Source organism: uncultured Oscillibacter sp. (genome assembly GCF_900544955.1).
Classification (GTDB): Bacteria; Bacillota; Clostridia; order Oscillospirales; family Oscillospiraceae; genus Oscillibacter.
The window spans coordinates 32,987-54,212 of record NZ_UQXD01000012.1 but is presented as its reverse complement, the minus strand read 5'-3'; the positions used below and the strand labels follow the sequence as shown (position 1 = coordinate 54,212).

The window sequence follows — 21,226 nt, the reverse complement described above, 5'->3', positions numbered from 1 at the left end:
CATCCGGGTTGGTGATGGTCTGCATGGACGCGCGGTTCAGCGTCCCGTCCGGGTTTACCGCTACCTTTCCGGAGGTATCCGGCACCTGCTTGACACAAACAATGATTTTCATTTGACCTATACCTCCTTACTTATTTCACGCCCAGGCGGCTGGAAATGACCATGCGCTGGACTTCGGATGTACCCTCGTAAATCTCGGTGATCTTGGCGTCCCGCATCATACGCTCCACGGGATACTCCCGGGTGTAGCCGTAGCCGCCAAAGAGCTGCACGGCCCGGCGGGTGACGTCGGACGCGGCCTCAGCGGCAAAGAGCTTGGCCATGGAGGCGTCCATGGAATAGTCCTCGTGCAGCTGCTTTTTGCAGGCGGCGGCGTACACCAAATACTGGGCGGCCTGCATCCGGGTGTGCATATCGGCCAGCTGGAACTGGGTGTTCTGGAACTGGCTGAGGCGCTTGCCGAACTGGACCCGCTCCTGGGTGTACTTCACGGCCTCGTTGACCGCGCCCTCGCCCAGGCCCAGGGCCTGGGCTGCGATGCCGATCCGCCCGCCGTCCAGGGTCTGCATGGCGATTTTGAAGCCCTTGCCCTCCTTGCCCAGCAGGTTCTCTTTGGGTACGATGCAGTCCTCAAAGATCAGGTCGCAGGTGGAGGATCCGCGGATGCCCATCTTCTTCTCGTGCTTGCCGGTGGAGAAGCCGGGGAAACTCTTTTCCACGATGAAGGCGGAGATGCCGTGGTTGCCCTTGCTCTTGTCGGTCATGGCAAAGACCACGAAGGTGTCCGCCACGTTGCCGTTGGTGATGAAGCACTTGGAGCCGTTCAGCACATAGTGGTCCCCCTCCAGCACGGCGACGGTCTGCTGGCCGGAGGCATCGGTGCCGGCGTTGGGCTCCGTCAGGCCGAAGGCGCCCAGCTTGCGACCGCTGAGCAGGTCCGGAAGGTACTTCCGCTTCTGCTCCTCGGTGCCATTTTCATAGATGGGGGCGCAGCACAGGGAGGTGTGGGCGGAGACGATGACGGCGGTGGTGCCGCAGACCTTGGCCAGCTCCTCCACGCACATGGCATAGGAGAGCACGTCGCCGCCGGCGCCGCCGTATTCCTTGGGGAAGTAGATGCCCAGCATTCCCAGCTTGGCCATCTTCTCCACGGTCTCCATGGGGAAGCGCTCCTCCTCGTCGAGCTCCTCAGCCAGAGGCTTGACTTCGGTCTCGGCAAATTCACGATACATCTTGCGGAGCATCAGCTGCTCATTTGTCAGGTGAAAGTCCATACCATCCACTCCTTAAGATTGAAATGAAATTACTTGGAATAGTCGTAGAAGCCCTTGCCGGACTTGCGGCCCAGCAGGCCGCCACGGACCATCTTCTTCAGCAGGAGGGCGGGACGGTACTTGGAGTCGCCGGTCTCGTTGTACAGCGTCTCCATGATGGCCAGGCACACGTCCAGGCCAATGAAATCGCCCAGAGCCAGGGGGCCCATGGGATGGTTGGCGCCCAGCTGCATGGCCTTATCGATGTCGGCCACGGAGGCCACACCGGTCTCCACCAGGCCGATGGCCTCGTTGATCATGGGAACCAGAATCTTGTTGACCACGAAACCGGGGGCCTCCGCCACTTCCACGGGGTCCTTGCCGATCTCCTGGGTCAGCCGATAGATGAAGTCGAATGTCTCCTGGGTGGTGTTGGCGCCCCGGATGATCTCCACCAGCTTCATGCTGGGCACGGGATTGAAGAAGTGCATGCCGATGACGGGGTGCTTCAGCCCGTTGGCCATCTCGGTGATGGACAGAGAGGAGGTGTTGGAGGCAAAAATCGTCTCGGGCTTGCACATGGCGTCCAGCTCACCCAGCAGAACCTTCTTGGTGGCCATATCCTCCTTGACGCACTCGATGACGAGGTCGGCGTCGGCGCAGGCGGTCTTCTCCTCCACCAGGATGTTGGCCATCAGGGCGTCGGCGGCCTCCTGGGCCATCTTACCCTTCTCCACCCGCTTCTGCAGGGAAGCGGCCAGCTTATCCTTGTGCTTCTGGGCGGACGCCGTGGAGCTGGCGTACATCAGGGCGGTGTGGCCCTTCGCCGCGAAAACCTGGGCAATGCCGCTGCCCATCGTACCTGCACCAAAAATTGCTACCTTCATGTTGTTTTCCTCCTGTTATTTAAAATTCAGTCGTTTCGGTCACCTGTGTACCTTGGTTTCGGTCTGCGGGGGAAAAGAGAGCAAACGCTGACTTTGCCAATTTACTCACAATCTTCATTATAGGGTCCTCCTCCTCATTTATCAAGTCAAACTTGCAATGGTGTCCGCAGAAATTTCGTTTTTTTACAATTTGTACATATTCCCCTCTAAATTTTATACAAATCGTTAATACGTTAACAGGGCTTCCCCCGGCTCTCCCACCCGGAAAAGCATTTACAGCGCGGGGTTTCTGTGGTACAATCCCCTTTGCCGGGCCCGTTTTCGAGGCCCTTTTCGTTTGAAACCACAATCCCAGGAGGATGCTGCCATGCGTATGCGAAAAAAGAAGAATCTCATTCCCCGGATGGACCGCTGCGGCGACCGCCTGATCCGGGACCCCTATGACCGCCGGGGCCGGTGGCGGGAGCTGATGCCCCAGGCCCGGGAGGTCCGGCTGGAGCTGGGCTGCGGCAAGGGCCGCTTCACCGCCGGCACCGCCGCGGCGGAGCCGGACGTGCTGTTCATCGCCGTGGAGCGGGTGCCGGACGCCATGGTGGTGGCCATGGAGCGGTGCGTGAACGCCGGGCTCACCAACGTCTACTTTGTGGACGCCAACGCCGACCAGCTCCCCTCCTTCTTCGCCCCCGGCGAGGCGGACCGCATCTACGTCAACTTCTGCGACCCCTGGCCCAGCAAGCGCCACGCCAAGCGCCGTTTGACCCACGGGAACTTTTTGAAGCTGTACCGCCAGGTGCTGAAGATGGGCGGGCAGATTCACTTCAAAACGGACAACCAGGACCTGTTCGAGTTCTCCGTGGAGGAGATTCCCGCCTTCGGCTTCACGCTGTCGGAGGTCACCCGGAACCTCCACCAGGACGGCCCAGTGGGGGTCATGACGGACTACGAGGCCAAGTTCTACGAGCAGGGCCTGCCCATCAACCGGCTGGTGGCCACCATGATCCCCTGGGAGGAGCCCTTCCCCGCCGACATCGAGGTGGTGAAGGACCGGTGGCTGGACGCCTTCGCCGCCGGCGTGTCCGAGGCGGACCTGGGCAGACACGTCCTTTCGGAGGGGAGCTACCTCTGGCACCTCTTCTCCTGGAACCTGGCACCCTGCCGGTCCGGCGAGGCGGCCCGCCGGGCCCTGGCCGAGACTCCGGAGGAGACACTCTACCTCTTCTTCGCCGAATACCCCCCGGAGGGGGTCCCCCCGGTCCGGGCCATCTCCAGGGCGGAGATCGCCTCCCTGCCCGAGGAGGGCGGCGCGGTCCCTGGCATGGACTGGTATCTGGTGGACAAGGCGTTCACCTGGACCTACGCCCACACCCATGAGGCGGACTGCGGCCCCTACTTCTGCAAGGCCTCCCAGGAATAAGCGCGGGCCCCTCCCTTTGCCGGGAGGGGCCCTTTTCGCGCAAAAAACAGCGCCCCGGGAAGGTTCCCGGGGCGCTGTGGAGTCACCATCGGAGGGCCGCTCAGGCCTTCTTGGCGATCTCGGTGAGCTGGGTGAACGCGGCGGCGTCGTTGATGGCCAGCTCGGAGAGCATCTTGCGGTTGATCTCGATGCCGGCGGTCTTCAGGCCGTGCATGAAGGTGGAGTAGTTCATCCCGTTCATCTTGCAGGCAGCGGAGATGCGGGTGATCCACAGGGACCGGAAGTCGCGCTTCTTCAGCCGGCGGCCGGTATATGCATAGCTCAGGGATTTCATGACTGCCTGATTGGCAACCCGGAAATGCTTGGACTTGGAACCCCAGTAGCCCTTGGCCATCTTCATGACCTTGCTTCTTCTCTTGCGCGTCATCATCGCGCCCTTAACTCTAGCCATTGTGTAAAGCCTCCTATTCTAAACGTCTCGTATCTTACTTGTAGGGGATCATCTTGCGGACAGCGTCCATGTTGGTGGCATCCGCATAGCCGCCGGCACGCAGACGACGAGTACGCTTGGTATCCTTCTTGGTCAGGATATGGCTCTTGTAGGCCTTGGCCCGCTTGACCTTGCCGGTCTTGGTGAGGTTGAATCTCTTCTTGGCACCGCTATGGGTTTTCAGCTTAGGCATCGTAGTTTGCTCCTTCCGTGTGTTTGAAAATCTTGGTTATCTTACTTGCCGGCCTTGGGGGAGAGGAAAATGGACATCATGCGTCCCTCCAGCTTGGCGGATTTGTCCAGATTGGCGGTCTCGGCACACTGCTCTGCAAACCGGGCCAGCAGCTCTCTGCCGATGTCGGTGTGAGCCATCTCGCGGCCGCGGAAGCGGACGGAGACCTTGACACGGTTGCCTTCGGCGATGAACTTCTGCGCGTTTTTGAGCTTCGTGTTGAAGTCTCCGATATCAATGCCCGGAGACATCCGGATCTCCTTGATCTCGACCACATGCTGGTTCTTCCTGGCTTCCTTTTCCTTCTTGCTCTGCTCAAACCGGAACTTTCCGTAGTTCATCAGCTTGCAGACCGGAGGGGTCGCCTGGGGCGAGATTTTGACCAGGTCCAAACCCTGCTCATCGGCAATCCGCAAGGCTTCCGCGGAAGCCATGATGCCGAGCTGTTCCCCCTCGGAACCGATCAGCCGGATTTCCTTGTCGTTGATATCTTCGTTCAGTTCATGCACTAACTTAGCTATGGTCGAAGCACCTCCATTCCAAAATGACAAAACGCGGACACCATCCCTGGCATCCGCGCAACAACAAACTGCCCCTAGGGCAGCCCGATTCTCACGATGTTGACCTCTTTGCCGGTGGCTGGAGGTGAGGCGGATGCATGCAGCCTTCTTTGTTTTGCTGATTTAGTATATCAGCCCCGTCCCGGTTTGTCAACCAAAATTTTTTCGCCGTCTCCGTATACTTTCCGCCCTGCCAGGAGAGAATAGGGCTGAACGCAAGTGAGTGGAAGGGGGTGTCCTTATGCAGAACCAGAACGAGCGCAATCAGAACAACCAGCAGAACCGCAACCAGAACGAGCGCAATCAGAACGAGCGCAGCCAGAACCAGCAGCAGAACCAGAATGAGCGCAACCAGAAGGAGAACCGCAAGTGAGCGCTTCCCTTTGACATGGAGACACGCGGCGGGATGTAGTCCCTGCCGCGTGTTTTTTTGCGCCGCGGCGGCCACTCCCCCGTTTCCCGCTTTTTCTTGCACCTTCCCCGGGCCTGTGATATGATAGGGGCCAACTTGATTGCGACAGGACGGGATGAACCGCTATGAAACAGCACGAGAAACTTCCGGGCTACCTCTTCGCCCTTTTCACCATCACGGTGTGGGGCTCCACCTTTATCTCCAGCAAGCTGCTGCTCCAGTACTACACCCCCTCCCAGATCATGCTGACCCGCTTTCTGCTGGCCTACGGGGCGCTGTGGCTGCTGCGGCCGAAAAAGCTGGCCCTCACCGGGCGGCAGGAGCTGGCCTTCCTCCTGCTGGGCGTCTCGGGGTGCTCCATCTACTTCTATACGGAGAACACCGCCCTGACCTACACCCTGGCCTCCAACGTCAGCATTCTGGTGGCCGCCGCGCCCATCTTCACCGCGATCCTGGCCCACGTCACCGGGGAGGAGCGGTTTCACCGGGGCACCCTCTTCGGCTTTCTGACGGCCTTCACCGGCGTGGTGCTGGTGGTGTGCAACGGCACCTTCGTGCTGCGGCTGAACCCCCGGGGGGACCTGCTGGCCCTGTCGGCGGCGCTGTGCTGGTCGGTCTACTCCGTGCTGCTGCGGCGGATGGGCCAGGGGCTGGACCCCCTTCTGATGACCCGGCGGACCCTCTTCTGGGGCGCCGCCACCGCCCTCCCCCTGGTGCTGCTGGAGCACGCCCCCTACCCCACCGCCCCCCTGCTGACGCCTCTGGCGGCGGGGAACTTCCTCTTCCTGGGCCTCATCGGCAGCGGCCTTTGCTACGTGCTGTGGAACAAGGCCTTCCGGCTGCTGGGGGTGGTGGCCACCAATAACTTCATCTACCTCAATCCCTTTGTCACCATCGTGGCCGCCCGGCTGGTTTTGAAGGAGCCCATCTCCCCCCTGGCCCTGCTGGGAGCGGTGCTCATCACTGTGGGCGTGGTGGTGTCCCAGCGGCGGGTGAAGGTCCCCGTGCCGGAAAAAGCAGGCGCCTGACAGGCGCCTGCTTTTCTCATCTCAGGAATTGGATGTTGGCGTCCACCCGGCCGCCGATGCCGTTGATGGAGCAGCTGCTGGAGAACTGCCAGTAGTCCATCTGGTAGTAGAAGGCGGGGTAGAGCTTCTCGGAGCTGGCGCTCTTATACTCCGGATACCAACTCAGGTAGGGGGCGATGGCCCCCTGGTCGTACTTCACGTAGCTGACGTAGCTGCCCGCGTAGACCATGGGGGTGTAGCCCGCCTCCGCCACCCGCTGGCAGAAGGCCACGGCGCAGGCGGTGGCCATCTCCGGCGAGGTGCCGTAAACCCGGTAGGTGGCGTCGTGCATCTCCCAGTCGTAGGCCACCGGGCCGTTGATGTCCAAGTCCCGGAGCAGTCCGATGACGAAGTCCGCCTCCTCAATGGCCTCCTCCACGGTGATGGCCTGGGCGAAGAAGTACACCCCCGTCTCAATCCCCGCGTCCATGGCCCCCTGGATGTTCTCCCGGTAGAAGGCGTCGGCGTGGATGGCGCCGTTGGAGTAGCCCCGCAGGCCGATCCGCACCATGGCGAACTCCACGCCGTCGTCCGCCACGGCCTGCCAGTCGATGGTCTCGTTCTCGCTGGCCCGGTTCTGGTAGGCAGAGACGTCGATGCCGAAGCGGGTGCGGAAGGCGTCCCCCGCGTAAACCAGCCGGTCCTCCTCCCAGTAGAAATCCCCGGGGTAGAGCTGGCTGGGCGCCCGGTCCGCGTAGACGGGAATCTGCTGGTTGCTGTAGAGGAAGGTCTCCCCGTTGGTGGCGCCGGGGGTATAGACCTCACTGGGCCGGATGCCGGGCCCCTCCGGCTCCGGCGGAACCACCTCCGGGTCCTCCGGGTGCCCCGGGTCCTCCGGCGTCACGGGGGTCTCCTCCGGCTGGGTGGTGACCACGGTGGGCTCCACCCCGCTGAAATTCCGCACGCTGCCGGCGATGGTCACGTCCGTCAGCGTCACCGGCCCGGTGACGCCCGGCGCCAGAATCAGGTCCCCGGCGATGGTCATGTTCATCAGCTCCGCGCCGCCGGCGGCGTTGATCATCACCGTGCCGGCCTGGTCGCCGGAATAGGTGCCGCTCTCCTGGACCAGCACCTGAATCATGTTGTTCAGGATGTTGACGATCTCCGCCCGGGTGATGGGCTCCCCGGGCCGGAAGTCCCCGTTCCAGGTGTCCGTGATGTACCCCCGGGCGGACATCTCCGCCACGGCGCCCCGGGCGTATTCCGCCACAAGGTCCCCGTCGCCGTAGGGCAGGGCCACCTCTGCGTCACCGGTGATGGAGAAGGCCCGGGCAATCATGGTCACCGCCTGCTGGCGGGTGATGGTGTCCCCCGCCAGGGCCTTCCCGCCGTTGCCCAGGTACACCCCGGCGGCGTGAAGCTTCAAAATGGCGGACTCCCAGTAGGTCCCCGCGGTGTCGGAGAAGGTCTCCGCCGGGGACACCGCCCGGAACTGCAAAAAGCGGTCCATGATCCCGGCGAAGGCCCCCCGGGTGATGGAGTTATCCGGCCGGAAGGTCCCGTCCTCATACCCCTGGATGAGGCTGTACTCCTGACTCCACTTGGAGATGGCTCCCTGGGCCCAGTGGCCCTCGGTATCGGAAAATGCGGCGGCGGGCAGCATGGCCAGCGCGGCGGCCAGGGCCGCGGCGGTCAGCCGCCTGGGCAAACGAAAATGTCTCATAGTGGTTCCTTCCCGTCGAATTTTGTCGTCCTTCTTATCAGAAAATGCCGCAGCCCCAAAAGGGCTGCGGCATTATGTCGCCTGATCAACAGCGCCTGTCCTTCATTATACGGAAAGCGCTCCGCCGGGTCAAGACGAATTTCGGCATTTTCCGCATTTGTGAAAAAATGTTATGTAAAGGACTCAGAAGGTGGTGAACAGCTCGTCCAGATAGGCGAAGAGGCGGGGGCCGTCGGCGCCGGTCAGGGGGTCGTGGATGACGTCGTAGACCAGCAGCGGCTTGGCGCCCTCCAGCAGCGCCTCCGCCGCGGTGAAAAACGCCGCGGCCTCTGCCGCGTCCTCCTCCGGCAGCGGGGCCTCCCCGGCGGCGAAGGCCGCCTGAAGGCGCTCCGCCTCCACCGGCGTCCCGTCCTCCGCCAGGGAGAACAGCACCAGCTGAAAGTCCGACCGGCCGGTGGAGGTATAGGGGGCGTAGTGGAGCAGGTAGTCCCGCCCGTCCCGCTTTTGCAGGTACAGCTCCCCCCAGCCCGCGTGGGCGGAGCTGCAGGTAAAGCTGTACAGCGGACGGACGGAGCCATCCTCCTCCACCCACAGCACCGTCACCTCCCCCGCCGTGAAGCGGTCCGGGTCCAGGCGGCCGCCGTGGAGCTGCACCGGCTCCCCCAGGCGATCGCCGTCCATCTCCAGCACCAGCAGCTCCTCCACCCCGTCGTGGGTCAGATCCGCGTAGATGGCGGAGCACTCCGCCTCCCGGTACTGCGCCGCAAAATACTGCCGCAGGGCCTGCCGGGCCTCCGCCGCCGCCGGGGCCGCAGGCGTCTCCGCCTCCTGCTGTCCCGTCTGGGCACCGGGCCGGGAAAAGCCCACGGCGGCCGCCGTGGCCAAAAGCAGGCATAGCACGCCCGCCATTCGTTTTCTCTCCATACACCGCTTCCTTTCGGGACAAAACAGCCTGCCCCACTCCCATGTTTTGGAATAGACGGTTTCCACGGGCCATTTGTTCCCGCCATCGAAACTTTTTCTGGACGTCTTAAAGACGGCGGTCCCGGCCGCTTCGTTTCACCCGCTGGAAAAAAACAGCAAAACAGCCAAAAAGCGGCTTGCTTTTTGGCTGTTTTGCGCAGTTACCCTTACCGGCGGCGGACGGGGTAACAGACCTCCGTCACATATTCCTCCGGGTTCTCGGTCTCGTGGGGGCTGACGTGGTAGAGGTTGAAGGCGGTGCCGTCAAAGGCATAGCCGTTGCTCTCCACCCAGGCGGCCACCGCCGCGTTGACGGCGCCAATCTGCTCGTAGCTGCCCTTGCACACAGCGGAGGCCACCTCCACCGCAGGCATGGTCTTGAACTTCACGTGGGGGGTGTCCGGGTAGCTGCCCCGGACGCTCTTTTGGATCTCCACGTCCACATCCCGCTCCTTGTACTCCCCGTCAAAGAAATACGCCGCGCACAGCACCGGGTCCCCGTCCCGGATGGCCAGGTGGGCCGTCTCCTGTAAAAAAATCCGCCAGAGGTCTCCCTCCCGGTCGTAGCTGGGGATCACCTGCCGGACGCTGGCCACGTACCGCTCCGGAATGGTCTTGATCGTCACATCATACTGCATATTCTCGCCCTTTCTCAGCCGTTCCACGGCTGTATCCAGAAGCCGCAGCCGATGCTGCACCTCCTCCGCCGTCTGGAGGAGCGCCTCCCGCTGCCGGGCAAGGCGCCGCTCCAGCGCGTCCGCGTCCGCCTCCCCCAGCAGTTCCCCCACCTCCGCCAGGGAGAAGCCCATGGCCCGCCAGGCCGTGATTCGGCAGGCGTCCCGCAGCTGGGCCTCCCGGTAATAGCGGTAGCCGGTGAAGGGGTCGGTGGTCTCCGGGGCCAGCAGGCCCAGCTCGTCATAGTGGCGCAGCATTCGGATACTGATTCTGGACAGTTTGGAAAATTCTCCGATTTTCAGCATGGAACATGTTCCTCCGCATCGGTATTTTTGAGCTCATCCATAGGATAGTCCCTCTCCCTGTGTGAGAGTCAAGGGCTTTTTCAAAAAAAGACCGCCCGCACCCCAAATAGGGTGCGGGCATCCGCGGTATGCGTCATTCACTCAGGGAGATCTCATGGCCCTGGATGACAATGGCGGAGATCTCCTCCCGCTCCAGGGGCATGCCGAACTCGTAGAGGATCTCGCAGGCAAAGCCCGCCTCGTCCTCTCCCCCGCCTGCAAAGCGGTATCCGGTGTGGGGCACCTCCGTCCCGTCCTCCATGCGGATCACGGCGTCCTTGAGCACGTCGCTCAAAGTCTCCACCTCCGCAAAGCCGCAGTGAAGCGTCATGCCGACCGACAGCGAGGAGACCCGCACCCGGTCCACCGTAAAGGCGCAGCTCTCCAGTTGGACCGCCTCCGCTTTCTCCACTACGGTCCCGCCGTCAAAGCTCAGCTCCAGCTCCAGCGTCCAGTTCCCGGGGATCAGCAGAACCTCCCGCCCGGCGGGGGACGCCCGGTCCTCGAAATCGTAGTAGCCGAAGTCATGGAAGGTGAGGGTGTACTTCCGCCCCTCCGTGGCCCGGTTCCGGTCGGTGCGGAAAATCATCATGAACTGGTTGTCCGCTAGGGAATCGTCCATATCGGGGTAGACGTACTGGGTGCCGCTGGAGCCGGACTCAAAGAAGGAGCCGTCCTGGCGCAGGAACAGGCCCGGCGCCACGGTCCGGCGGCCGAAGGTCCGCTCCAGCAGCCCCATGTCCTTCACGGTGATCCGCACCGCCGCCATGGCGTTCTCCCCCTCGGACACCGCGTCCAGCAGCTCCAAGCGGAAGTGATCGTCCTCCAGCACAGAGCCCACGTTGCCGCCGCCCATGTCCAGCAGCTGCTCCGTGTCCGCCGCCTCGCCGTACTCCGCCGCCCAGGGGCTTTCCTCGAACATCTGGCGGAAAAAATCGCCGCCCCGCAGGGCATAGCCCGCCGCCGTGCCCGCCAGCAGCGCCGCGATCACCGCCACCAGCAGCCACCGGGCCGGGTTCCTCTTCCGCCGCGGCGGCGGGGCCTCCGCCTCCTCCGCCTGGAGCCGCCGGGCATAGCGCCAGGGATCCGCCAGCATCCGCCGCATCCGCCGCCGCTGGCGGAGGGACACGGGCGGCGGCGGGGTTTTCTCCAGCTCTCTCAGGTCCTCCTGGAGTGCTTCCTCCAGCGCGTTTTTCAGCATCGCGTCAAATACAGGCCCGTCCATCCAGGTACCCCTCCTTCCGCAGCCGTTCAATCAGCAGTTTTCGTCCCCGGAACACCCGGGTCTTGACGGCGCTCTCCGTCAAATCCATGGCCTGGGCGATCTCCGCCAGGCTCCACTCCGCCACGAAGCGCAGCTCCAAAATCCGCCGGTAGTCCGGCGGCATCTGCCGGATCAGGGCCACCAGGGCCTGAAACTGGCCCTCGTCCGCCGGAACCGAGGGCTCCCACCGGGCGTCCTCCAGGTCCGTCTCGTGCTTCTCCCGGCGGAGCATGTCCAGCGCCGTGTTCTTCACCACCACCGCCAGCCACGCGGACAGCCGCTCCTCCGGCCGCTCCCGCAGCTCGTCATAGTGGCGGATCAGCTTCATAAACGCGTCGTGGACGGCGTCCTCCGCCCGGGGACCGCTCCCCAAAAGCTGGGCCGCCAGACGGCTCATCCGCTGGTAGTTGGCCCGGTACAGCCGGGCAAAGTGCTCCCGGTCCGGGTCCGACGCCAGCAGCATGGTATACGATGTGAGCATATGGGCCTCTCCCCCCTTTTTTGGCTTCCCTCTGCCTGATAAACGTCTCAGACCGCCGGAAGGTTGCAGGAACTTGAAAAAAACATCCGCCCTGCCCGGGGCAGGACGGATGTCTCCCGGTTTTGCGTGGCGCCGGGCGCCTCACTCCACCGTGACGCTCTTTGCCAAGTTCCGGGGTTTATCAATATCGCAGCCCCGCTGCAGCGCCACGTAGTAGGCGAACAGCTGCAGCGGCACCACGCCCAGGGAGGGCTGGAGCACCGGATGGGTCTCGGGGATGACGATGGCGGCGTCGGCGGTCTTCTCCATCCGCTCCCGGAAGGGCTCCGTGGTGACCGCCAGCACCTCGGCCCCCCGGGCCTTCACCTCCACCACGTTGCTCATGGCCTTGTCGAAGAGGGCGGCGTAGGTGCCCAGGGCCACCACCAGGGTGCCCGGCTCAATCAGGGAGATGGTGCCGTGCTTCAGCTCGCCGGAGGCGTAGGCCTCGGAGTGGATGTAGCTGATCTCCTTGAGCTTCAGGGAGCCCTCCAGGCCCATGGCATAATCCAGGTTCCGACCGATGAAGAAGATGGACTCGTGGTTGAAGTACCGGGAGGCAAAGTACTGGACGTCCTCCGGGTGGGCCAGAATCCGCTCCATCTTCTCCGGCAGGGCCTGGAGCTCCTCCAGGACGGCGGCGTACTCCGCCGCGCCCACGCTGCCCAGCAGATCCCCCAGGTACAGGCCGATCAAATCCATCAGCACCAGCTGGGTGGTATAGGCCTTGGTGGTGGCCACGGCGATCTCCGGCCCCGCCCAGGTGTACAGCACGTCGTCCGCCTCCCGGGCGATGGAGCTGCCCACCACGTTCACCACCGCCAGCGTCCGGGCGCCCCGGCGCTTGGCCTCCCGCATGGCGGCCATAGTGTCCAGCGTCTCGCCGGACTGGCTGATGACGATGACCAGCGTCCGCTCATCCACCAGCGGATCGCTGTAACGGAATTCCGAGGCCAGCTCCACCTGCACCGGGCGGCGCAGCAGCCGCTCCCAGTTGTACTTGCTGACCATGCCCACGTGGTAGCTGGACCCGCAGGCGATGATGAAGATGCGGGAGATGTCCCGCACGTAGGACGCCGTCAGCTTCACCCGGTCCAGCACCACTCTGCCCTCCCGGATACGGGGGAAAGCGGTCTTGCGGATGGCCTCCGGCTGCTCCATGATCTCCTTGAGCATGAAGTGGGGGTAGCCCCCCTTCTCCGCGGCGGACACATCCCAGTCGATTTGGTGGTGCTCCTTGTCCAGGGGGATCAGCTCGCTGTCGAAGACGTCGATGCTGTCGGCGGTGACCACGGCGATCTCCCCATCGTTCATATACACCACGTCCCGGGTGTACTTGATGACCGCCGTCACGTCGGAGGCGATGAAGTTCCCCTCCGGGCTGTACCCCAGAATCAGGGGACTGTCCTTCCGGGCGGCGATGAGGGCGTTGGGATAGTCGGAGCAGATGATGCCGAAGGCGTAGGACCCCTCGATGCGGCGCAGGCAGCGGCCCACCGCCTCCAGCATGTTGTGGCACTCGTTGTAGTGGAATTCCAGCAGCTGGGCCACCACCTCGGAGTCCGTGTCGGAGGTAAAGGTGACGCCCTGCTTGAGGAGGTGCTCCTTGATCTCCATATAATTTTCAATGATGCCGTTGTGGACCAGGGCAATGCTGCCGTTTTCGCTGACGTGAGGGTGGGCGTTGACGTCGTTGGGCTCGCCGTGGGTGGCCCAGCGGGTGTGGCCGACGCCCAGCGTACCCTCCAGGTCGGCGCCGCCGCGGGTCAGGTCCGACAGCACCTGCAGCCGGCCCTTGCTCTTTTTCACCTGCAGTCCCGCCGTCTCCGAGCGGACCGCGATGCCGGCGGAGTCATAGCCCCGGTATTCCATCCGGGCCAGACCGTCCAGCAAAATGGGCGCCGCCTGCCGGCGGCCTACGAATCCGATGATTCCACACATAAAGAAAATCCTCCTGATACAAAAAGTGATCAAAAGGACAAATGCGCAGTCATTTGTCGCTTTTCCCGCGGTCACAGCCTCTCTGTTTTGCGGTTTCCCGCATATTTGTCAGCTGTGTCACATGTCCGCGGCCACGGAAGAGCATCCGCCGAATGTTCGATTCTCTCTTCTCCTCGTTATCCTGTAAAGCAAAAACACTCCACAGGAACATGGCGCTCTGATGGGATCTCCCCATGGGCCTCCTCTCTGCTCTGCGATTTTTCATGATGGGTCTCTATGATAAAACTCCCCTTCGGAAGCTGTATCCCGTATAAAACGCGCCCCTCCGGCAAATCCTACTGCAACGGAGGAGACTGCATATGATGACCGCTTTTGCCCGCACCGTGATACTCTACTTTCTCATCATGATCGGCCTGCGGCTGATGGGTAAGCGCCAGATCGGCGAGCTGGAGCCCAGCGAGCTGGTACTGACCATGATGATCTCGGACCTGGCCACCGTACCTATGCAGGATTTCGGCATCCCGCTGCTGGCGGGCGTCATTCCCATCCTGACGCTGCTGGCCCTTTCCATGCTGTTGAGTCAAATATCTTTACACAACCTGCGGTTCCGGGAGCTGGTCTGCGGAACACCCGCCATCCTCATCCGCCACGGCAAGGTGCAGCAGGCAGTGATGCAGAAAAACCGATACACCCTGGACGAGCTGCTGGAGGAACTGCGGGGCCAGGGGATTTCCAGCGTGGAGGACGTGAAGTACGCCGTGCTGGAGAACTCCGGACAGCTGTCCGTGCTGCCCTGGGGCCGCTGCCAGCCCCCCACCGCCGCCCAACTGGGGCTGGAGACGGCGGACGACGTGACGCTGCCGGTGATCCTCATCAACGACGGCCGGGTGCTGCGCAAACATCTGCGCGCCTGCGGACGGGACGAGGCGTGGCTCCAAAAGACCCTGCGCAGCCAGTCCCTGTCGGGGCCGGAGGAGGTCTTTTTGCTGACGCTGGATGAAGAGGGAACCGTATTCTGCGTGAAAAAGGAGACGCCGGCATGAAAAAAGCCTATCTGCCTCCCCTTCTGGTGCTGGGGGCCATTCTGGCCTTCTGCCTGTGGAACGGCGCCGCCATGAAGACGGAGACCGCCCGCTGGCAGTCCCAATTGCAGCAGGTAGACGCCCTGGCCCAGGCCGGAAACTGGGCCTCCGCCGTGGAGGTCCTCACCGACAGCTACCAGGACTGGGCCGCCCGCCAGACCTATCTCCACGTGGTCTCCGCCCACGACGCCGTGGACGACGCCGAGGCCATGTACCGCCGGGCCATGGCCTTTGCCGCCGCCCGGGAGCCCAGCGAGTTCCGGGCGGAGGTTTCCGACCTGCGGGACCAGCTGCGGCTGCTGGCGGAGATGGAGCGGTTCTCGGTGCGAAACGTGCTGTAAAGGAATCTTACTTCTCAGACAGCAGCTTGTTCAGTTCCGCCATGAAGGTGTCGATATCCTTGAACTGGCGGTACACGGAGGCAAAGCGGACGTAGGCCACCTGGTCCACGTTCCGCAGCTGGTCCATGACCCGCTCGCCGATGACCTCGGTACGGATCTCCCGCTCCATGGAGTTTTGGAGGTCCTGCTCGATCTCATCGGCGATCTTCTCCAGCTCTGCCAGGGGCACCGGCCGCTTTTCGCACGCCCGGATCATGCCCCCCAGCACCTTCCGCCGGTCGAAGCTCTGGCGGCTGCCGTCCTTCTTCACCACCACCATGGGCAGGCTCTCCACCGTCTCATAGGTGGTGAAGCGCTTAGCGCAGGAGAGGCACTCCCTCCGGCGGCGAATGCTGGCGCCCTCGTCGGCGGGGCGGGAATCAATGACCTTGCTCTCGCTGTAACCGCAAAATGGACATTTCATGGCGGACCTCCGATCCCGGCCGGGACCTCCGGCGCGGTCTTTTGTGGTGTGGGAAATGCCGGAGAGAGGACGGCCCCAGGGCGGTCCTCCCACCGTATTTTTTTATTATACCATACCCCCATCGGATATGGTATCCATAATTCATTTGATTGCCTGGATTTTTTTGGACAAATTCCACGGAGAACGGAGGGGTCGCCGGATGCGCCGTCTCACACCCTGGGGCCTGTGCGTGGCCGCCCCCTATTTTCCCCTGCCCCTGCTGGCCCTGGAGGGCCCCCTGCCCCTGCTGCTGACGGCGGCGGCGCAGATGGGGGCGGTGCTAGGGCTGGAGGGGGCGTACAGCCGCTTCCGCCTGCGGGCGGGGGCGGCGGACCTCCGCCGCCGGTTTTACCGGGCCGCCGTCTGGGCACTGGCGGCACTGCCCTGCCGTCTCCTTGTCCCGGCGCTGAGTCCCGGCGGGGCGCTGGCCCTGTGGGGGGCGGCCTGCGTTTTGGTCTGCCGCCTCCGGCCCGCCGCTCAGTGAAACACCGGCCACTCCTCCCGGTCGAAGGCGAAGATCCAGTAGTCCGCCCCCTGGATGCGGCCCAGCCGGGCAAAGCAGAACAGGGACGGCAGGGGGAAGGGCTTTTTGGTGTCGCAGGGCAGGGCCAGGCGGCGCTGCCCGTCCCCCGTCTGCCAGGTCAGCGCCCCCTGGACGCCGTGGAGCTGCCGCCGCAGCCACAGGGTGCGGAACAGCCGCTCCGGCTCCGCCGCCGGGGTCCAGGCCGGGGTCTCCCGGCTCTCCCCAGCCGGCCGCAGCTCCCCCCGCAGCAACCTTCCCAGCGGCTCCGTCATCCGCTGGGAAAATCGCCGCCGGATGGCGGCCTGCTCCCCGGCGGGCTCCAGCACCCCCAGCCGCAGCTCTCCCCGCTCTCCCACGGCCCAGACGCACCAAAGGCCCTCCCGGGGTGGGCGGCACCGGGCGGAAAACCAGGTGTACAGCGCTTCTCCCTCCACCGTCAGCTCCCCGGCGTTCCGGCCCTCCCACAGTATCGGAAACCTGTCCATGGTTCTCCTCCCCTCCAAAAAAAGATGCCCGTCTGCGCAATCCTATGCGCGGACGGGCGTCTTTATGAGGCTCAGGCGATGGTGTAGCTTCCCCGGACCAGCAGCTTGGTGGTGGCGGCGGTGGCCCGCACGCCCCGGCCCTCAACGGTCATCATGTACAGGTGGTTCTGGGCCAGGGCGGCGCCGCCGCTGAGGGCGGCCGCGGTGGTCTCGTCAATCAGCCCCGGGGCCGAGGGGGCCACGCAGGCGGCGCTGCCCACCCGCAGCATCACCTCGCAGCCGATGTCCCCGGTGAGGACCTGCCCGCTGGAGAGGGTCACCACCGTGAAGGTGGCGGAGGAGGCGCTGCCGGAGGGGGCCTGTCCCCCCGTCTGCTGGGCGATCTGGCTGTTGCGGAGGGCGATTTTCTCGTCCACCCGCTGGAGGACATTGTTCAAAAACGTCTCGTTGAGATAACTCAGCGTCACCAAGGGGTCCTGGTCGGACCCCGCCTCCGCCGCCAGGGACACCGTCATATTCAGTCCCGCGCAGAGCACCAGCAGCGCCAGCAGCCGCAAAAACCACCTGTTCTTTTTCATATGTACCTCCGTCGTCTGTCCTTCGTCTTGGGAAAGCCGCTCCCCCGGAAAGGGATCCATGCCCTTCCCGGGGATGCGGCGCTTCACACCATCTGGTCGTGGGGTAAACCGAAACTCACCGCGATGGCAAAGTCCACCTTCTCCATCACGTTTTCTTCCACATGACCCATCCGCTCCCGCAGCCGCTTTTTGTCCAGGGTCCGCACCTGCTCCAGCAGGACCACGGAATCCCGGCTCAGTCCGCAGCTCTGGTCCACGGGAAGGTCGATATGTGTCGGCAGCCGCGCCTTGCCCGTCTGGGAGGTAATGGCCGCCGCGATCACGGTGGGGCTGTAACGGTTCCCGGTGTCGTTCTGAATGATCAGAACCGGCCGGACGCCGCCCTGTTCGCTGCCCACCACCGGGGAGAGATCGGCATAGTAAATATCGCCGCGCTTGACACTCGTATCCACAAAGTTCACACTCCGCCGAAAGAAGTACCCGTCACCGAAGGAATTTCGGTGAGGCCACTTTCATTCTCCCACGCAGTTACGGAATTTATACGCCGCCCGGGAGGCAAAATTCCGGCGTCCCTGCCCCGTACTATCCTATGCCCGGGACAGGACCTGAGTGTTCCCTTTTCTCTACAGCAGCCGGAGGCTCCGCTCCACCGCTGTTCCGTTCTCCATGTACAGCCGGGGCACCCGCTTGCTCACCGCGCAGGTCAGCTCGTAGGGGATGGTGTCCAGCAGCCGGGCCAGGGTGTCCACCCGCTGCTCCTTACCGAACAGCTCCACCGCATCCCCCACGTGGACCTCCGGCAGCCCGGTGAGGTCCACCATGGTCATGTCCATGCAGATGCGGCCCCGGATGGGGGCCGGGCCGGAGGCCGTCCGCACTGCCATGCGGTTGGAGAGACCCCGGAACAGCCCGTCCGCATAGCCGATGGGCAGCACCCCCACCCGGGTCTTCTCCGCCGTATGGTAGGTGCGGCCATAGCTGATGTCCGTGTCCGGGTCGAAGACCTTGATGGTGGAGATGCAGGATTTCAACGTCATCACCGGCCGCAATCCCAGGGCCTCCGCGTCGTCCCCCACGCCGTAGAGGGCGATGCCGGGGCGGACCATGTCCAAAAACATCTCGGGATACCGGGCCAGCGCGCCGCTGTTGGCGCAGTGGCGGAGGGCGAAAGTCCGCCCCCTGGCGGCCAGGGCCTCCAAAACCGCCGTGAAGAGGGCAAACTGCTCCCGGGTGTAGGCCTCGCTGTCCGCGCCGCCGTCGTCTGAGACGGCGAAGTGGGTGAAGATGCCCTCCGCCGCCAGATGGGGCAGGCCGCAGGAGCGGCAGATGGCCTCCACGCCGCCGTCAAAATGGCCGTCCCGCACCAAAAAGCCCAGCCGGGACATGCCGGTGTCCACCTTGATGTGGACCTTCAGCGTGCCGCCGCAGGCCGCGGCGGCGGCGCTGTACGCCTCCGCCTTGGCCTGGGCGGAGACGGTCTGGGTGATGCCGTAGCGGATCAGCTCCGGCACCATCTCCGGCGGCGTGTGGCCCAGAATCAGCACCGGCATGGCGATGCCGCCGTGGCGCAGCTCCCGGGCCTCGTCCAGGCTGGACACCGCCAGGTAGTCGGCCCCCAGGGCCTCCAGCTTCCGGGCGGTCTGCACCGCGCCGTGGCCGTAGGCGTCCGCCTTCACCACGCCCAGATACTTCACGCCCGGACCGGTGCGCAGCCGGGCCTGGCGGTAATTGTGGGCCAGGGCGTCCAGATCAATCTCCGCCCAGGTCCGCCGTAAAATCGTGTCTTCCATGGAATCGGGTCCCTTCTCCGTTGTCTTGCAGCGTCCTTTTTAGGATACCGGCTGCTCCATCGTATCACAAAACACGAAATTCGTAAACTCCGCCGTCAAAATTATTTCCCCGTCCACGGCGATCTCCCCCCGGAGGGGCGTGCCGTCGTCCTGCCGCAGCCACACAGTGGAGACGATCTTCCCGTCCTGGACGCCGCTCTGGTCCACGGTGATGCGCAGGCAGGGGACGTCGTTCCACGCCTCCTCGTTCTCCTCCAGCAGCCACCCGTCCCGCAGGGCGTTCATCAGCCGGGGCAGGCACAGCGCCGGGCTGATCTCCTCCCGGCCCACAGGCCCGGCGTTGAGGCACAGGTCCTCATATTCCAGGCTCCAGTCCGTGTCCGACAGCCGGGCTCGCACCCCGGCGATGCTCTCCGGCTCCAGCACCTCCACGGTGCTCTCCCCGCCGGGGACGTAGTCGCAGCGCAGCACCGCCTCCCAGGCCAGGTCTTCCTGGCCGCAGGAGACCTTCGCCTCCATGGTGCAGCCCGCCATGTCGTGGTAGCGGTCCCGCAGGTCCGCCGCCTCCGCCTCGTCTGTGCCGCCGCAGGCCGTCAGCAGGCACAGGATCATCATTGGTACGCACAGCCACTTCCACCTGCGCACCCTTCATTCCTCCCGTCCGTTTCATTCTCCAAAGACCGCCGGCAGTTCGGCGATCACGTCCTCCGGCGTCATGCCGTAGGGGGTGAGGCGCTCCGCCGCCCGGTCCCCCGCCCGGCCATGGAGCCAGACGCCCGCCGCCGCCGCGTGCACGGCCGGGGCCCCCTGGGCCAGCAGCGAGGCGATGACACCGGTGAGCACGTCGCCGCTGCCGCCCTTGGCCAGGCCCGAGTTCCCCGTGGTGTTCACCAGCGCGTTCCCCGCCGGGGAGGCCGTCACGGTCCGGTGGCCCTTCAGCACCAGCACACAGCCGTGATCCGCCGCAAAGGCCCGGGCCGCCCCCACCCGGTCCCCGCCGCGAAGGTCCCCGCCCAGGCGGGCGAACTCTCCGTCGTGGGGCGTGAGGATGGTGACGCGGCCCCGCCGGGCATCCAACACATCCATATGCCCCGCCAGCGCGTTTATGCCGTCGGCGTCCAGCACCACCGGCTTTTCCGTCTCCAGCAGCGCCAGCACCAGCCGCTCCACTGCCTCCCCCCGGCCCAGCCCCGGGCCCAGGGCCAGCACACCGCAGGCAGACAGCTTGTCCCGGATGGGCTGTAAAGCCTTATAGCTAAACAGCCCCTTCTTCTCCGGCAGGGGGAATGGCATGGCGCAGACGCACTTGGCCGCCTCCACCGCCCAGATGCTCTCCGGCACTCCCAGGGACACCAGGCCGCAGCCGGAACGCACCGCCGCCGCCGCGGTGAGATAGGGCGCCCCGGTATAGCCCACGGCGCCGCCCACCACCAGCAGCTTGCCAAAGTCCCCCTTGTGGCCGTCCGCCCTCCGGGACGGCAGGGCGGCGCGCACAAAGTCCGCCTCCACCGACTGGGCCGGGCACACCAGCCCCGCAGCCAGGTCCCGGGGGATGCCGATGTCCCGCACCTCCACCGCACCGGCGCACAGGGCGCCCTCCCCCACCGCATGGCCGACCTTCTGATGGGTAAAGGTCACTGTCCTGTCAGCCTTTACGGCGCAGCCCAGCACCCGGCCGGTGTCCGCCTCCACGCCGCTGGGGATGTCGGCGGCCACCACGGCCCCCCGGCCTGCGTTCATCAGCCGGATGGCCGCGGCATAGGCGGAGTCCGGGGCGATCTCCCGGGAGAGGCCCACCCCCAGCAGGGCGTCCACCACCACGTGGCTGTTCAAAATCCAGGCGGCGTGGGCCGCCTCGTCAAAGGGCTCCAGCTCCACGCCGCACTCCGACAGGCGGCCCGTCATTTCCAGGGCGTCGGACGTCAGCTTCTCGTAGCTGCCCACCAGGAACACCCGCACCCGCAGCCCTGCCAAAAACAGCAGCCGGGCGGCGGCGATGCCGTCCCCGCCGTTGTTGCCGCTGCCGCAGAGCACCGCGCCCCGGCACCTCCCCGGCCGGTCCGGCAGCAGGGCCAGGGCCACCTCCGCCACGCCCTCCGCCGCCCGCTCCATCAGATCCAGAGAGGGGATGTTCCGCTCCCGGATGGCCCGCTCGTCCAATTCCCGCATCTGCGCCGCCGTCGCCAATTTCATCCGTGTCGCCTCCCGTGTGATGTTTTCTCTATTATAAGGGGTTCTAC

General features: G+C 64.5%; 24 protein-coding genes and 1 pseudogene. 6 read left to right on the top strand and 19 right to left on the bottom strand.

Annotated features, from left to right (window positions below; translation table 11 throughout):
* From QZS21_RS04680 to QZS21_RS04670, 3 genes and pseudogenes are all read right to left on the bottom strand, one after another.
* Nucleotides 1-112: pseudogene (locus tag QZS21_RS04680) on the bottom strand (electron transfer flavoprotein subunit beta); the annotation flags it as partial.
* A gap of 19 nt (nucleotides 113-131) precedes the next feature.
* Entirely contained in the window at nucleotides 132-1,274 is a 1,143-nt protein-coding gene (locus QZS21_RS04675) for an acyl-CoA dehydrogenase (RefSeq protein WP_295580805.1), read from the bottom strand.
* Between the two features lie 29 nt (nucleotides 1,275-1,303).
* Nucleotides 1,304-2,140 (bottom strand): 3-hydroxyacyl-CoA dehydrogenase family protein, encoded by an 837-nt coding sequence (locus tag QZS21_RS04670; protein WP_295580803.1) that lies wholly within the window; start codon nucleotides 2,138-2,140, stop codon nucleotides 1,304-1,306.
* Between the two features lie 367 nt (nucleotides 2,141-2,507).
* Here QZS21_RS04670 and trmB point away from each other — a divergent pair, with 367 nt between their 5' ends.
* The gene (trmB, locus tag QZS21_RS04665; protein ID WP_295580801.1) at nucleotides 2,508-3,554 is read left to right on the top strand and encodes a tRNA (guanosine(46)-N7)-methyltransferase TrmB; all 1,047 of its coding nucleotides are present in this window, start codon (nucleotides 2,508-2,510) and stop codon (nucleotides 3,552-3,554) included.
* A gap of 100 nt (nucleotides 3,555-3,654) precedes the next feature.
* Here trmB and rplT read toward each other — a convergent pair whose 3' ends face one another.
* Genes rplT through infC form a run of 3 tightly spaced genes read right to left on the bottom strand, consistent with a single transcriptional unit; the run spans nucleotide 3,655 to nucleotide 4,785 of the window.
* Nucleotides 3,655-4,005: a 50S ribosomal protein L20 gene (gene rplT / locus QZS21_RS04660; RefSeq protein ID WP_295580799.1), complete on the bottom strand. Its 351-nt coding sequence runs from the start codon at nucleotides 4,003-4,005 to the stop codon at nucleotides 3,655-3,657.
* A 34-nt stretch (nucleotides 4,006-4,039) separates the two neighbouring features.
* A complete protein-coding gene (gene rpmI, locus QZS21_RS04655) occupies nucleotides 4,040-4,237 on the bottom strand; it encodes a 50S ribosomal protein L35 (protein ID WP_187031929.1) in 198 nt (65 codons plus the stop codon).
* Nucleotides 4,238-4,278: 41 nt separating this feature from the next.
* The gene (gene infC / locus QZS21_RS04650) at nucleotides 4,279-4,785 is read right to left on the bottom strand and encodes a translation initiation factor IF-3 (RefSeq protein ID WP_295580796.1); all 507 of its coding nucleotides are present in this window, start codon (nucleotides 4,783-4,785) and stop codon (nucleotides 4,279-4,281) included.
* A 292-nt stretch (nucleotides 4,786-5,077) separates the two neighbouring features.
* On the opposite strand from infC, the gene QZS21_RS04645 reads away from it, so the two are divergent.
* Complete coding sequence (locus tag QZS21_RS04645; protein WP_295580794.1) at nucleotides 5,078-5,209, top strand: hypothetical protein; 132 nt, start codon at nucleotides 5,078-5,080, stop codon at nucleotides 5,207-5,209.
* Nucleotides 5,210-5,373: 164 nt separating this feature from the next.
* Nucleotides 5,374-6,276 carry a DMT family transporter gene (locus tag QZS21_RS04640; protein WP_295580792.1) on the top strand — a complete coding sequence of 301 codons (903 nt, stop codon included), beginning with the start codon at nucleotides 5,374-5,376 and terminating at the stop codon, nucleotides 6,274-6,276.
* A gap of 16 nt (nucleotides 6,277-6,292) precedes the next feature.
* Here QZS21_RS04640 and QZS21_RS04635 read toward each other — a convergent pair whose 3' ends face one another.
* The 6 genes from QZS21_RS04635 to glmS all read right to left on the bottom strand — a co-directional run bounded on the left by QZS21_RS04635 (nucleotide 6,293) and on the right by glmS (nucleotide 13,685).
* Nucleotides 6,293-7,978: an S-layer homology domain-containing protein gene (locus QZS21_RS04635; protein ID WP_295580790.1), complete on the bottom strand. Its 1,686-nt coding sequence runs from the start codon at nucleotides 7,976-7,978 to the stop codon at nucleotides 6,293-6,295.
* 183 nt (nucleotides 7,979-8,161) lie between these two features.
* A complete protein-coding gene (locus tag QZS21_RS04630) occupies nucleotides 8,162-8,902 on the bottom strand; it encodes a hypothetical protein (protein WP_295580789.1) in 741 nt (246 codons plus the stop codon).
* Between the two features lie 206 nt (nucleotides 8,903-9,108).
* Complete coding sequence (locus tag QZS21_RS04625; RefSeq protein WP_295580787.1) at nucleotides 9,109-9,921, bottom strand: MerR family transcriptional regulator; 813 nt, start codon at nucleotides 9,919-9,921, stop codon at nucleotides 9,109-9,111.
* Nucleotides 9,922-10,054: 133 nt separating this feature from the next.
* On the bottom strand, nucleotides 10,055-11,185 hold the full coding sequence (locus tag QZS21_RS04620) for a hypothetical protein (RefSeq protein WP_295580785.1): 1,131 nt from the start codon (nucleotides 11,183-11,185) through the stop codon (nucleotides 10,055-10,057).
* Nucleotides 11,166-11,705, bottom strand: coding sequence for an RNA polymerase sigma factor (locus QZS21_RS04615; RefSeq protein ID WP_295580783.1), 540 nt, complete (start codon nucleotides 11,703-11,705; stop codon nucleotides 11,166-11,168). The genes QZS21_RS04620 and QZS21_RS04615 overlap by 20 nt, the downstream gene beginning before the upstream one ends.
* Before the next feature lie 141 nt (nucleotides 11,706-11,846).
* Nucleotides 11,847-13,685, bottom strand: coding sequence for a glutamine--fructose-6-phosphate transaminase (isomerizing) (gene glmS / locus QZS21_RS04610; protein WP_295580781.1), 1,839 nt, complete (start codon nucleotides 13,683-13,685; stop codon nucleotides 11,847-11,849).
* 359 nt (nucleotides 13,686-14,044) lie between these two features.
* Between glmS and QZS21_RS04605 the strand changes: the two genes are divergently transcribed.
* On the top strand, nucleotides 14,045-14,728 hold the full coding sequence (locus QZS21_RS04605; RefSeq protein ID WP_295580779.1) for a DUF421 domain-containing protein: 684 nt from the start codon (nucleotides 14,045-14,047) through the stop codon (nucleotides 14,726-14,728).
* Nucleotides 14,725-15,108 (top strand): DUF4363 family protein, encoded by a 384-nt coding sequence (locus QZS21_RS04600; RefSeq protein WP_295580777.1) that lies wholly within the window; start codon nucleotides 14,725-14,727, stop codon nucleotides 15,106-15,108. The genes QZS21_RS04605 and QZS21_RS04600 overlap by 4 nt, the downstream gene beginning before the upstream one ends.
* Before the next feature lie 7 nt (nucleotides 15,109-15,115).
* On the opposite strand, the gene nrdR is transcribed toward QZS21_RS04600, so the two are convergent.
* The gene (gene nrdR / locus QZS21_RS04595) at nucleotides 15,116-15,571 is read right to left on the bottom strand and encodes a transcriptional regulator NrdR (RefSeq protein ID WP_295580775.1); all 456 of its coding nucleotides are present in this window, start codon (nucleotides 15,569-15,571) and stop codon (nucleotides 15,116-15,118) included.
* Between the two features lie 199 nt (nucleotides 15,572-15,770).
* On the opposite strand from nrdR, the gene QZS21_RS04590 reads away from it, so the two are divergent.
* Nucleotides 15,771-16,094, top strand: a complete 324-nt coding sequence (locus tag QZS21_RS04590; RefSeq protein ID WP_295580773.1) for a hypothetical protein — start codon at nucleotides 15,771-15,773, stop codon at nucleotides 16,092-16,094.
* On the opposite strand, the gene QZS21_RS04585 is transcribed toward QZS21_RS04590, so the two are convergent.
* From QZS21_RS04585 to QZS21_RS04560, 6 genes are all read right to left on the bottom strand, one after another.
* Entirely contained in the window at nucleotides 16,088-16,618 is a 531-nt protein-coding gene (locus tag QZS21_RS04585; RefSeq protein WP_295580770.1) for a hypothetical protein, read from the bottom strand. The two genes, QZS21_RS04590 and QZS21_RS04585, sit on opposite strands and share 7 nt — an antisense overlap.
* A gap of 71 nt (nucleotides 16,619-16,689) precedes the next feature.
* Nucleotides 16,690-17,196 carry a hypothetical protein gene (locus QZS21_RS04580; protein ID WP_295580768.1) on the bottom strand — a complete coding sequence of 169 codons (507 nt, stop codon included), beginning with the start codon at nucleotides 17,194-17,196 and terminating at the stop codon, nucleotides 16,690-16,692.
* Between the two features lie 83 nt (nucleotides 17,197-17,279).
* Nucleotides 17,280-17,648, bottom strand: a complete 369-nt coding sequence (locus QZS21_RS04575; protein ID WP_295580766.1) for a type II toxin-antitoxin system PemK/MazF family toxin — start codon at nucleotides 17,646-17,648, stop codon at nucleotides 17,280-17,282.
* A 171-nt stretch (nucleotides 17,649-17,819) separates the two neighbouring features.
* Nucleotides 17,820-18,986, bottom strand: a complete 1,167-nt coding sequence (gene alr / locus QZS21_RS04570) for an alanine racemase (protein WP_295580764.1) — start codon at nucleotides 18,984-18,986, stop codon at nucleotides 17,820-17,822.
* 39 nt (nucleotides 18,987-19,025) lie between these two features.
* Nucleotides 19,026-19,631 (bottom strand): hypothetical protein, encoded by a 606-nt coding sequence (locus QZS21_RS04565; protein WP_295580762.1) that lies wholly within the window; start codon nucleotides 19,629-19,631, stop codon nucleotides 19,026-19,028.
* A 21-nt stretch (nucleotides 19,632-19,652) separates the two neighbouring features.
* The gene (locus QZS21_RS04560; protein WP_295580760.1) at nucleotides 19,653-21,179 is read right to left on the bottom strand and encodes an NAD(P)H-hydrate dehydratase; all 1,527 of its coding nucleotides are present in this window, start codon (nucleotides 21,177-21,179) and stop codon (nucleotides 19,653-19,655) included.
* Between the last annotated feature and the right edge of the window lie 47 nt (nucleotides 21,180-21,226).